The sequence below is a fragment of the Flavobacterium sp. genome (assembly GCF_041911335.1).
GTDB lineage: Bacteria > Bacteroidota > Bacteroidia > Flavobacteriales > Flavobacteriaceae > Flavobacterium.
In genome coordinates, this window is sequence record NZ_JAYRPD010000019.1 from 18,801 (window position 1) to 30,656 (window position 11,856).

At 31.4% G+C, this 11,856-nt stretch carries 12 protein-coding genes; 9 read left to right on the forward strand and 3 right to left on the reverse strand.

Translation table 11 applies throughout. The features are described 5' to 3' along the window. The first annotated feature begins 27 nt into the window (after positions 1-27). On the forward strand, positions 28-399 hold the full coding sequence (locus ACE3PD_RS02090; RefSeq protein ID WP_374399070.1) for a methylglyoxal synthase: 372 nt from the start codon (positions 28-30) through the stop codon (positions 397-399). A 12-nt stretch (positions 400-411) separates the two neighbouring features. Here ACE3PD_RS02090 and ACE3PD_RS02095 read toward each other — a convergent pair whose 3' ends face one another. The 3 genes from ACE3PD_RS02095 to ACE3PD_RS02105 all read right to left on the reverse strand — a co-directional run bounded on the left by ACE3PD_RS02095 (position 412) and on the right by ACE3PD_RS02105 (position 3,952). Then, the gene (locus ACE3PD_RS02095; protein WP_374399072.1) at positions 412-738 is read right to left on the reverse strand and encodes a hypothetical protein; all 327 of its coding nucleotides are present in this window, start codon (positions 736-738) and stop codon (positions 412-414) included. 179 nt (positions 739-917) lie between these two features. Further along, on the reverse strand, positions 918-1,298 hold the full coding sequence (locus ACE3PD_RS02100) for a RidA family protein (protein ID WP_374399074.1): 381 nt from the start codon (positions 1,296-1,298) through the stop codon (positions 918-920). A gap of 11 nt (positions 1,299-1,309) precedes the next feature. Next, positions 1,310-3,952 carry a putative LPS assembly protein LptD gene (locus ACE3PD_RS02105; protein WP_374399220.1) on the reverse strand — a complete coding sequence of 881 codons (2,643 nt, stop codon included), beginning with the start codon at positions 3,950-3,952 and terminating at the stop codon, positions 1,310-1,312. Positions 3,953-4,074: 122 nt separating this feature from the next. Here ACE3PD_RS02105 and ACE3PD_RS02110 point away from each other — a divergent pair, with 122 nt between their 5' ends. The 8 genes from ACE3PD_RS02110 to serB are packed head-to-tail and all read left to right on the forward strand — an operon-like array spanning position 4,075 to position 11,770. Continuing rightward, positions 4,075-5,163 carry an N-acetylmuramoyl-L-alanine amidase gene (locus ACE3PD_RS02110; protein WP_374399076.1) on the forward strand — a complete coding sequence of 363 codons (1,089 nt, stop codon included), beginning with the start codon at positions 4,075-4,077 and terminating at the stop codon, positions 5,161-5,163. A gap of 13 nt (positions 5,164-5,176) precedes the next feature. Further along, on the forward strand, positions 5,177-6,289 hold the full coding sequence (locus ACE3PD_RS02115; RefSeq protein WP_374399078.1) for an N-acetylmuramoyl-L-alanine amidase: 1,113 nt from the start codon (positions 5,177-5,179) through the stop codon (positions 6,287-6,289). Between the two features lie 35 nt (positions 6,290-6,324). Beyond that, complete coding sequence (locus ACE3PD_RS02120) at positions 6,325-7,278, forward strand: MlaD family protein (protein ID WP_374399080.1); 954 nt, start codon at positions 6,325-6,327, stop codon at positions 7,276-7,278. Positions 7,279-7,288: 10 nt separating this feature from the next. Beyond that, the gene (locus ACE3PD_RS02125) at positions 7,289-8,611 is read left to right on the forward strand and encodes a 4Fe-4S dicluster domain-containing protein (RefSeq protein WP_374399082.1); all 1,323 of its coding nucleotides are present in this window, start codon (positions 7,289-7,291) and stop codon (positions 8,609-8,611) included. A 32-nt stretch (positions 8,612-8,643) separates the two neighbouring features. Further along, the gene (locus tag ACE3PD_RS02130; RefSeq protein WP_374399084.1) at positions 8,644-9,435 is read left to right on the forward strand and encodes a (Fe-S)-binding protein; all 792 of its coding nucleotides are present in this window, start codon (positions 8,644-8,646) and stop codon (positions 9,433-9,435) included. Between the two features lie 2 nt (positions 9,436-9,437). Further along, positions 9,438-10,040, forward strand: coding sequence for a hypothetical protein (locus ACE3PD_RS02135; RefSeq protein WP_374399086.1), 603 nt, complete (start codon positions 9,438-9,440; stop codon positions 10,038-10,040). A gap of 2 nt (positions 10,041-10,042) precedes the next feature. Then, positions 10,043-10,525, forward strand: coding sequence for an ABC transporter ATPase (locus ACE3PD_RS02140; protein WP_374399087.1), 483 nt, complete (start codon positions 10,043-10,045; stop codon positions 10,523-10,525). Between the two features lie 21 nt (positions 10,526-10,546). Further along, the gene (gene serB, locus ACE3PD_RS02145) at positions 10,547-11,770 is read left to right on the forward strand and encodes a phosphoserine phosphatase SerB (RefSeq protein ID WP_374399089.1); all 1,224 of its coding nucleotides are present in this window, start codon (positions 10,547-10,549) and stop codon (positions 11,768-11,770) included. Positions 11,771-11,856 lie beyond the last annotated feature (86 nt).

The window sequence follows — 11,856 nt, forward strand, 5'->3', positions numbered from 1 at the left end:
TTACCTTTGTAAGGAAAATATTTACTCATGGAAATAGCCATTATAGCACACGACGGAAAAAAAGCCGATATGGTGCAGTTTTTAAATAAGAATAAAACCATTTTATCGAAAGAAAATATAAAAATTATTGCTACCGGAACCACAGGTGGAAGGGCAGAAGCAGCCGGTTTTAAAGTAAAGAAAATGCTTTCAGGACCTTTAGGTGGCGATGCTCAAATTGCAGCACGTGTAGCAGAAGGAAAAACCAAAATGGTATTGTTTTTTAAAGATCCAAACTCAAGTCACGCCCACGAAGCGGATATTAACATGCTTATTCGTATTTGCGATGTTCACAATGTACCTTTAGCAACAAATGAAGCTACTGCTCAGTTGTTGTTAATGGGATTGGATGAAGTTTAGTTTTTAATTCTATTATTTAACTCTAAACTTCGATAAAACTTCATATACTTCGGTAGGTTTTTTTTGTGCATGATAATTAATATGTATATGTTCAATATTTACAAACCCTAAAGTTTCGTGATATGGATAATCTGGAAGACAAATTAGCATTGGATTTTCAGAATTATCTTGAGACAAAACTGCTATAGGCTCATTTATAGCAACACTCCATGTTGCTTTTCCTCCATATATTTGAGGTAAGTAATTTAATTTTAAAATGTGTTTTAGAATATCTAAAATTGTCCAATTAGATTGGATTTCTATTTTCAAAAGATGAGGAGCATCAATATCATCTCCCATAGCGACACTTTCTCGTGTTAATTTTATTTTTTCATCTAATAATTATTAACTATAAAACCTTTTTATTTGACCAAAATAACACATAACCAAAAATAATGTCATAAAGTTATTACGTTTTGCTAATATAAAAAAATCCCCACAAAAATTGCGAGGATTTCAAATTATAAAGTGTAGCAAATTTATTTAACCGCTATCATTGAGATTTCAATATTTACATTTTTTGGTAAACACGCAACTTGTACCGTTTCCCTTGCTGGAGCTGTGGCTTCGTCAAAATAGCTTCCGTAAACAGCGTTAATTCTTGTGAAATCGCCCATATTCATGATGAAAATGGTGGTTTTAATTACGTTTTCAAACGTCATGTCGGCTGCGGCTAAAACGGCTTTCATGTTTTCCATTACTTGTTTGGTTTCGGTTTCAATATCGTCTAAAACCAACTCCATAGTAGATGGGTTTAATGCAATTTGTCCTGAAGTATACAAAGTGTTGCCAACTAAAACGGCTTGGTTATAAGGCCCAATAGGAGCAGGCGCTTTGTCGGTATAAATAATTTTTTTCATATTGTTATATATTATCTGAATACTCGGTCTGGTAATTGACGTTTTTCGTATTTAATATCACTAAATATTGAAGATGAAATTCCGATGAAGAATCCCCAATAGGTATTGGTTCCAAAAGGTACCCAGTTAAAACTCATTCTCCAACTTTCCAAATCGCGTTCAAAACGTAGTTGTGTAAAAGTTACTCCTTTTTGTTTGAAATCATAACCCGACGAGAAACCTACTTTCCATCTTGGAGCCAATTCGAAATTTCCTGAAGCCATAACAGAATGAGATTGAATTTCATTTTGTCTGTTAGAATTATTGTAAGTTACAGAATACGCCAATCTTAAATCCCAAGGAATTTTATAACTGTACCATTCTAAATTTTTATTATCATTTTCTTTATCCTTGTTAAATAAACTTTGACGAGAATCACTTAAATCAGTGCTTCTTCCAAACAAATCATCTCCTGTCCCTCCGTTTTGTAGGTTTTGTTGCGATTCTTTGCTTTTTGAATTGTTATCGCTACTTGAAAAATTGTAGTTAATCGTCATGTTAGCTCTTGGTAAACGCAATAAACTACCACCATTATCAATGTTTAATTTATCAATTCTTCTACCTGAATTGTCAATAGCAAATGCATCTAATATAGCAGCGAAGTTAACATTCATTTTTTGTTTAAAAAGTTGTGTTCCTCCTGATACTGATATTTCTGACCATTTCAAAGAATCGGCAGCAATGTCATAACCTACTGCGAAATTAAGATTGTTTAAAAGCATTACTTTTTTAGCTTCTCCTTTTTTACTTTCTTTATCTCGTACTTTTGCTTCAAATGTATTACTTAATGAAAAATTCATACGATTTGAAAAATTATTAGATGGAGATCCAAAAAGACCACCTTCAAATTTGGTATAATCTGCAAAATTAATACCCGTGGCATCTAAAGCATATTTTTCAAAATACTGATTGAAATTTGGCGTATAACCATAACCAATGTTTGGACGCATTACATGACGTATAGCTTGAATTTTTTTATCTTCTCCAAAATTGAAGGTTCCATAAAGCGTAGTTCCAATATCCGCTGTAAAGTTATAAGTTCTGAAAGCTTCAAATCCATTAACATCTTGAGTAATAACTTTGTTTTCTGTTGGGCTAAAACTCTTTTTAATGGTATTCATAACCCAGACTTCATTATAAGTTGTTCCAGCAGAAACACTAAAATATTTAAATATTTTAAAATTAGTACTTATTGGAATAGAGTGTTGAAAACCAGATTTTGCATCTCTAAACATTTGAGAAGTAAAAAACAAAGAATCATTAGTTTGGATTCTATTTTCTCCTCTTAAATTATATTGAAGATTGATATTTTTTATTATTCCTTTTTTAATACCATCTTTTGGAGCAAACGGAAAAATACGATCAACACTAGCTTGAAATGTAGGTAGTGTCATGTTAATGATTTGAGTATTCGTATTCTGAGAATGCGTTGCTGAAACAGACATGTTTACTTGCGGTACAGTTCTAAATGTTTTAGAAAAAGATACCGATGAACTTAAGTTGTTGTTTAAACTAGAGCCAACGTTATTCATATTAATAGACTGTCTAAAGTATTGACTACTTCCTAAATTTACAGAGGCAGAAAATCTAGAATCAGCAGAAGCTTTTGTGTCTTGTGTATGCGACCACTGAATATTGTATTGTTTTGATTTCACATAGTCAGGGAATCCTCGCTCACTAATGATATTGTTTTCAAATCGAAAATTTAAGCGTCCATTAAATTTGTATCGTTTTGCATAACTACTTTCGGCTCGTAAACCATAACTTCCATTAGTGTAATAATCACCCAGAACAGCTAAATCATAATAATCACTCAAAGCAAAATAATAACCTCCATTTTGAAGGAAATACCCTTGTCTATTATTTTGTCCAGGAGTTGGCATAATAAATCCAGATAAGCTTTTTTCAGTCATTGGAAAATAAGCAAATGGTAAGCCTATGGGAGTAGGAACGTCCATAATTACCATATTCGTTAATCCTGCTACCACTTTTTTCTTTGGAACAAATTTTACTTTTCTAACTAAAAAATAATATTCAGGATCATCAATATTTTTTGAAGTGGTCATGCGAGCATTCTTCATAAAGTAAACGGAATCGTTTTCTTTTTTAGAAATTTCGGCTTTAATGAATAATTCTCCTTGCTTCGTTCTTGAGTTCCAAACTTTTGCTCGTTTTGATTTGGTGTGGAAAATAATCGAATCAGGTTCAATAATATTTTGACCTTGTTTAAAAACGGGGCGTTGAATATAATTTCCTGCTGAATCTTTTAGGCGTCCAGCATGAACTAGATTTTTTTCATAATCTAAAACAATTCTACCTGCTTTAAGTTCAAAATCGGTATAGTAAATTTCGGCCTCGTCATGAAGTGTAACTGTTTTTTTCTTTTGGTCAAGTTTTTCATATTCCTTTGCCTTCATGTTTACTACACCATCTAAAAAAGGTTTCTTCTTTTTTGTTGTGTCAGCAGAAGTAGAGGTAGAATCTTTCGCTTTTTGAAGATCCGATTTTGTTAAAGTAACGGTACCTGGAATTGGATTTTCTTGAGAAAAAATAGAGGTGGTTCCTAATGTTAGAAAAATTACTGAAAAAACGATATGAAATAACTTTGTATGCAATGCTTTTAATAGTATTTTTGTAAAAATTTGGCTCACTTTTTGAAGTGTCAAACTTACATATATTTTTTTGCAAAAATAATGTTTTAATAAAATTATAACTTATAATACCTATCATTTGTTTTATGCCATCAAAAAAAAATACTAAAAAGCTGTTTTTATGGGTTTTACTTTTATCTATTACCTTTGGATTTAGTCAAAATAATGCTAAATTTAAAGTGGTTTTAGATGCCGGTCACGGTGGAAAAGATCCAGGAGCTGTAAAAAATGGAGTGCAAGAGAAAGATGTTGCACTTGATGTGGTATTAAAAATTGGAAAAATTTTAGAAAAAAATAAAGATGTTGAAGTTGTCTACACTAGAAAAACAGATGTTTTCATAGAATTAAGAGAACGTGCTAACATTGCAAATAAAGCTAAAGCTAATTTATTTGTTTCCGTACATTGTAATTCGGTTAAAACAGGAAATCCAATTGGAGCAATGACTTTGGTAATGGGAATGTCGAGAACCGGAACCAATTTGGAAATTGCAAAAACAGAAAACGCCGTAATTTTTCAAGAAACCGATTATAAAACAAAATATAAAGGATTTGATCCTAACAATCCAGAAACATTAATTGGTTTAAAAATTATTCAAGAAGAATCTTTGTTACAAAGTATTGAATTGGCTACTTTAGTTCAAAATCAGTTTCGAGATGAATTAAAAAGAAAAGATAAAGGCGTTCACCAACAACCGCTTTGGGTTTTAGACGCAACCGTGATGCCAGGAGTTTTAATTGAACTTGGATTTATTTCGCATCCAGATGAAGCTAAGTACTTGAATTCTGAGAGAGGAAAAGAAGAAATGTCAGAATCTATTTCTAACGCAATTTTAAAATACAAAAGTGATTTTTTTAATGGAAACGATGTAGCTGAACCTGAATCAGTGGCTTCAAATAAAACATCCAACACTTCAAAAGTTACTTCTGATAAAGATAAAGAAAATTCAAAATCGAATAAAACGTATTATAAGGTTCAAATTTCAGCTAGTACTAGAAAATTAGAAACAAAACCTTCTAATTTTAAAGGTTTGAAAGGAATAACTGTTCAAAAAGAGAAAAAATTATACAAGTATTTTTACGGTGAAGAATCGGATTATGATGCTTGTAAGAAAAAATTAGAAGAAGCTAAGAAAAAAGGATTTACATCAGCTTATATAGTAACCTTTACGAATTAATCATCATTTGCATATGTTAAAGAGAATTGTTTTTGTAGTGATTGCAATGAGTGTTTTTTCTGGATACAGTCAAAACCAAAAATTTAAAGTAGTATTAGATGCGGGGCACGGAGGAAAAGATTACGGTGCTGTATATCATGGAAATATTGAGAAAAATATTGCCTTAAAAACAGCATTGCGTGTGGGAGCTATTTTAGAAAAAGATCCACAAGTTGATGTTATTTATACGAGAAAAACTGATGTTTTTATAGAATTACAACAGCGAGCTAATATTGCCAATAAATCCAAAGGAAGCATTTTTGTTTCCATGCATTGTAATGCGAATAAAAATCAAGCAGCTTCAGGAAATGAAACTTACGTGATGGGTATCACCCGAAATGCCTCAAACTTAGAAGTTGCAAAAAATGAAAATGAGGTAGTTACTTTAGAAACCGATTATAAAATTAAATATGATGGTTTTGATCCAAATTCACCTGAATCGGTTATTGGAATTTCAATTCTTCAAGAAGAACACCTAGATCAAAGTATAGAATTAGCAGGTAGAGTTCAGGAATTTTTCACTAAAAAAACAGATAAAAAAAATAGAGGTGTAAAGCAAGCCGGATTCTTAGTATTGCGACAAATTACGATGCCTAGAGTTTTAATTGAAATGGGATTTGTTTCTAATAAAGAAGAAGGCGAATTTTTAAATTCTGAAGAAGGACAAGAATTATTAGCTGAAGCAATTGCAAGTGCTATTTTAGATTACAAAAACGAATTTTTCAATCCTTCAAATAATGACAATATAAAAGAAGATTACAAAGAGGATATAATCGTTAAAGAAACACCTAAAAAAGAAGTACCAGCAAAAACTCCTGAAAAAGTAACAGAAAAAGGAATTGTCTTTAAAATTCAAATCTCAGCTAGTACAAAAGAATTAGATACGACACCTTCAAATTTTAAAGGTTTAAGTCCAATTTCTGTTGAACCATCTGGTAATTTATACAAATATTTTTATGCCTCTGAAAAAAGCTATGATGCTGCTAAACAAAAATTAGAAATAGCCAAACAAAAAGGGTATTCAACAGCTTTTATTGTAGCTTATAAAGACGGAATAAAAATAAGCCTTACCGATGCGATAAAATAAAATAAAAGTTTATTTTTGTTAAAAATTATTACGCTTTGAAACTAACAAGAGAAATCAAAACCGCTGTCCTCGTTATTGTATCAATATTATTGTTCATTTGGGGATATAATTTTTTAAAGGGAAAAGACTTATTTGATAGCAGTACAAGAGTTTATGTTGTTTATGATAACGTTGCTGGACTTGTAGATTCTGCACCTGTAACTTTAAATGGTTTGGCTATTGGGAAAGTAAATTCCATAAACATTCAACCTGATGGAAAGTTATTGGTGGAAATGCAAATCACTACTGATTTTCCCATTTCTAAATCAAGTATTGCTGAAATTTATGATTCGGGTTTAGTAGGAGGGAGACAAATTGCAATTAAACCTAACTTTCAGGATAAAGATTATATCAAATCTGGGGATTACTTAAAAGCGAGCAGCAAATTAGGTATCACGGATGCTTTGGCGCAACAATTAGAGCCACTTCAATACAAAGTTCAGAAATTATTAGACAATGCAGATGCTATGGTATCTAATATTAATGATGTTTTAGATGCTTCAACAAAGCAAAATCTTAAAAGTAGTATTGCTGAATTGAATAAAACACTTTCTGAATTTAGTGTAGCTTCTAAAAACATCAACGAAATGCTTGCTGATAACAAATCGAAAATTAATTCGACAATGTCTAATTTAGATAAAACATCAGCTAATTTCTCTAAAATGTCAGATTCACTTGCACAAGCAAATTTAGGTCAAACCGTTAAAAATTTGGAAAAAACGTTGGCAAGCGTTGATAAAATCATGGCTGATATCGAAAAAGGTAACGGAACTATGGGTAAATTAGTGAAAGACGATGCTATGTACAATAATTTTACTAAGACTTCGAAAGAATTAGAGTTATTGCTTCAAGATCTTCGCTTAAATCCAACACGTTATGTAAATGTTTCTCTTTTTGGAAAGAAAAATAAACCTTATGTGGCGCCAGTAAACGATACAATTAAAAAGTAAATTTTACACGATGAGTTTTTTAGATAATATTTTATTCGCATTGCTTTTAGTAGCAGGTATAGGTTATTTTACAATCAATGTAAAAAAACTAATTCGTAACATTAAACTAGGTCAAGATGTAGATCGAACTGATAATCCATCAGAACGCTGGAAAAACATGACTATGGTTGCCTTAGGACAATCTAAAATGGTAAAACGTCCTATTGCCGGATTTTTACACATTGTGGTTTATGTAGGTTTCGTCATTATCAATATCGAAGTAATCGAAATTATTATCGATGGACTTTTCGGAACACATCGTGTTTTGTCTTTCATGGGAGGATTTTATGATGTGTTAATTGGTTCATTCGAAATTTTGGCTTTCTTAGTATTAGTAGCTGTAATTGTATTCTGGGTTAGAAGAAATGTTACCAAATTAGGTCGTTTCGCTAGTTCAGATTTAGATGGAAAACCAAGAAACGATGCTAATTACATCTTATATTTCGAAATGGTTTTAATGACGTTATTCTTAGTCATGAATGCAGCTGATTTCCATTTGCAAAACTTAGGTATTGGTCATTATAATCAAGCGGGAAGCTTTCCTATATCTCAATTCATTGCGCCAATGTTTAACGGAATGAGTGAGGGCTTGGTTGTAATTATTGAAAGAGCTGCTTGGTGGTTACATATTGCCGGAATTTTAGTTTTCTTGAACTATTTATATTATTCAAAACATTTACACATTTTACTTGCATTCCCAAATACATTTTACGCTGATTTAAACGCAAAAGGGAAATTAAACAATTTAGAAAGTGTAACTAATGAAGTAAAATTAATGATGGACCCAAGTGCTGATCCTTTTGCAGCGCCAGCAAATCCTGATGCAGTTCCAGCTAAGTTTGGAGCTTCAGATGTTCAAGATTTAAATTGGGTACAATTATTAAACGCTTACAGTTGTACAGAATGTGGTCGTTGTACTTCATCATGTCCAGCAAACCAAACGGGTAAAAAGTTATCGCCTCGTAAGATTATGATGGATACACGTGATCGTTTAGAGGAAGTGGGTAGAAATATCGATTTAAATAAAGGAGTTTTTGTTGATGATGGAAAATCATTACTAAACGATTATATCACTCCAGAAGAATTATGGGCTTGTACAACATGTAATGCTTGTGTTGAAGAATGTCCTATTAATATTAGCCCATTATCAATTATTATCGATATGCGTCGTTATTTGGTAATGGAGCAAAGTGCAGCACCAATGGAATTAAACAATATGATGAGTAATATTGAAAACAATGGCGCTCCTTGGCAATACAATCAAATGGATCGTTTAAATTGGGTAAACGAATAATTTTACATTAACTATCTTAAATAGTATATAATATGTCAGAAAATTTAATTGTACCAACAATGGCCCAAATGATGGCCGAAGGAAAACAACCTGAAATTTTATTTTGGGTAGGTTCTGCTGGTAGTTTCGATGACAGAGCAAAAAAAATATCTAGAGCTTTCGTTAAAATTTTAAATAAAGCGAATGTGAATTTCGCTGTTTTAGGAACCGAGGAAAGTTGTACGGGTGATGTGGCTAAAAGAGCTGGGAATGAGTTTTTATTTCAAATGCAAGCTTTAATGAATATTGAAGTTCTTAATGCATATGAAGTTAAAAAAATCGTAACCTGCGATCCGCATTCATTTAATTGTTTAAAAAATGAGTATCCTAGTTTAGGTGGAAATTATGAAGTTGTTCACCATACTCAGTTTATTCAGCAACTTTTAAAAGAAGGACGCATCAACTTTAATAAAGATACGTACAAAGGAAGTCGTATTACATTTCACGACCCATGTTATCTAGGTAGAGCAAATAATGAATATCAAGCTCCAAGAGAAATACTATCGCAGACTAATGCTCAAATTGTTGAGATGAAACGAAGTAAAAATAATGCTCTATGTTGCGGTGCTGGTGGAGCTCAAATGTTTAAAGAACCTGAAAAAGGAAATATGGAGATTAATGTTTTAAGAACTCAAGATGCTCTTGAAACTACTCCAAATATTATAGCTACGGGATGTCCTTATTGTAATACAATGATGACCGATGGAGTAAAATTTGCACACAAAGAAAATGAAGTTAAAGTATTAGATATTGCAGAAATAATTGCTAACGCACAAGATTTATAAAAATGAAAAAAATATTATTATTACTAGTTTTAGTCGGAAATATTACTTTTGCTCAAAAACTTACAAAAGATCAATTAACCGACAAATTAGCAGATAAAGCTTGTGATTGCGCAAATAAACAAGAGATTACAAAAGAAAATTTCGAATTAACAATTGGAATTTGTTTACTTGAAGGAATTAATGCTTTCGAAAAAGACGTAGAAAAACATTATGGTAAAAATGTCATTTCTAACGATGAAAAAATGGAACAGTTAGCTACAAATATTGGAGCTAGAATGGGATTGAAATGTCCTACTGTTTTTAAATTTATGTTAGATGAAGAAGAAGGTAATGTTGAAGAAGCTCCAGAAGCAGATTTAATGATATCTGGTAAAATATCGGAAATTAAATTGGAACAATTTTTAACTTTTATTGTTAAAGAAGATTCAGGAAAAAACAATCAGTTTATTTTATTGAGTAATTTTGATAATTCATTTTTATTAACAGATAACGTTTTGAAAACTACTGATGCTGTTGATGTTACCTACTATGAAATGGAATTATTTGATGCTAAATTAGGTCAATTTGTATCGTATAAAATTGTTACTGATATCATAAAAAAATAATCATGTTTGTACCTTTTGATAGCTTGCCAGAAGAATCAAAAATTTGGATTTATCAATCCAATCGAAAATTTTCTGATGAAGAAATTCAAGATATTGAAAAAGATTTAACTTCTTTTCTAGAAAATTGGACTGCACATGGACAACATCTTGAAGCTTCATTTATTACTCGATATAATCGTTTTATCATTATTGCGGTAAATCAAGAAGTGCAAGCAGCTACAGGTTGTTCTATTGATGCATCGGTTCAATTTATTCAAAATTTAGAACAAAAATACAATGTGGATTTATTAGATAAAATGAACGTTACTTTTAAAGTTGGCGATCACGTTGCTTTCAAACCACTTATTGAATTTAAAAAAATGGCCAAAGAAAAAGCAGTATCAGAAAATACGATTGTATTTAATAATTTGCTAAATACTTTAGGTGAATTAAAAGAATTTTGGGAAGTTCCAGCTAGCGAAAGTTGGCACAATCGATTTTTTTAGATTCCATTTTCAAACTATATCATGGATAGCAATATATTCTTATTAAACATTTCAGGACACGACAAACCTGGATTAACATCTTCATTAACAGCTGTTTTAGCAGAGTATGATGCGAATGTTCTTGATATTGGTCAGGCAAATATTCACGATACACTTTCATTAGGGATTTTATTTCAAATTAAATCTGGAAAAAAATCGGCCGCAGTTTTAAAAGATATTTTATTCAAATCGTATGAATTAGGAATAAAGGCCAAATTCAAACCAATTCCTCTCGAGGAATACGAAAAGTGGGTAAAGCTTCAAGGTAAAGATCGTTATATTGTAACCCTTTTGGGAGAAAAATTAACTGCCGAACAAATTTCTCAAGTCACTAAAGTAATTTCTGAAAAAAACTTGAATATTGATGCTATCAAACGATTAACAGGAAGAGTTTCTTTAGTTAAAGAAGATGATTATCCAAGATCTTCCATTCAATTATCAATTCGAGGCGCCATACATGATAAATCTGAATTTACTGAAAAATTCATGGCGATTTCATCCGAATTGAATTTAGATATCGCCTTTCAGGAAGATAATATTTTTAGAAGAAATCGACGTTTAGTTTGCTTTGACATGGATTCCACTCTAATCCAAACCGAAGTAATTGATGAATTAGCTGAATTAGCAGGTGTTGGCGAACAAGTAAAAGCTATCACAGAATCGGCCATGCAAGGCGAAATTGATTTTCAAGAAAGCTTCAAGCAAAGAATGCTTCTTTTAAAAGGTTTAAGTGAAGAAGTTCTGGAAGAAGTCGCCATTAATTTACCCATCACAAAAGGTGCAAGAAGATTAATTGATACTTTAAAATCATACGGTTTCAAAACTGCAATTTTATCAGGTGGATTTACTTATTTTGGAAAATACTTGCAAAAAGAATTGGGAATCGACTACATTTATGCAAATGAATTAGAAATTAAAGATGGAGTTCTAACAGGTGGTTATATCGGTGAAATTGTAGATGGAAATAAAAAAGCCGAATATCTAAAAGAAATCGCTCGTAAAGAAGGAATCGATATTAATCAAACCATTGCTGTTGGTGATGGAGCTAATGATTTACCTATGTTAAATCTTGCTGGTTTAGGAATTGCTTTTCATGCGAAACCAAAAGTAAAAGACAACGCTCAAAGTTCTATTTCAAGTATAGGATTAGATGGCGTTTTATATTTATTAGGCTATCACGATCGTCATATTGATTTGATGGATTAATTTTTAATCTTACTTAAAAAGTTGAGAATCTTTCGTTAACAACTTTCTTCATAAAATAAACCTAAAACACTTTATTTTAAAGTAAA

Excerpts from the sequence above, each read along its gene's own strand:
- ACE3PD_RS02090 (WP_374399070.1), top strand. The coding sequence starts at position 28 with ATGGAAATAGCCATTATAGCACACGACGGAAAAAAAGCCGATATGGTG.
- ACE3PD_RS02095 (WP_374399072.1), bottom strand. The coding sequence starts at position 738 with ATGGGAGATGATATTGATGCTCCTCATCTTTTGAAAATAGAAATCCAA.
- ACE3PD_RS02100 (WP_374399074.1), bottom strand. The coding sequence starts at position 1,298 with ATGAAAAAAATTATTTATACCGACAAAGCGCCTGCTCCTATTGGGCCT.
- ACE3PD_RS02110 (WP_374399076.1), top strand. The coding sequence starts at position 4,075 with ATGCCATCAAAAAAAAATACTAAAAAGCTGTTTTTATGGGTTTTACTT.
- ACE3PD_RS02115 (WP_374399078.1), top strand. The coding sequence starts at position 5,177 with ATGTTAAAGAGAATTGTTTTTGTAGTGATTGCAATGAGTGTTTTTTCT.
- ACE3PD_RS02125 (WP_374399082.1), top strand. The coding sequence starts at position 7,289 with ATGAGTTTTTTAGATAATATTTTATTCGCATTGCTTTTAGTAGCAGGT.
- ACE3PD_RS02130 (WP_374399084.1), top strand. The coding sequence starts at position 8,644 with ATGTCAGAAAATTTAATTGTACCAACAATGGCCCAAATGATGGCCGAA.
- ACE3PD_RS02135 (WP_374399086.1), top strand. The coding sequence starts at position 9,438 with ATGAAAAAAATATTATTATTACTAGTTTTAGTCGGAAATATTACTTTT.
- ACE3PD_RS02140 (WP_374399087.1), top strand. The coding sequence starts at position 10,043 with ATGTTTGTACCTTTTGATAGCTTGCCAGAAGAATCAAAAATTTGGATT.
- serB (WP_374399089.1), top strand. The coding sequence starts at position 10,547 with ATGGATAGCAATATATTCTTATTAAACATTTCAGGACACGACAAACCT.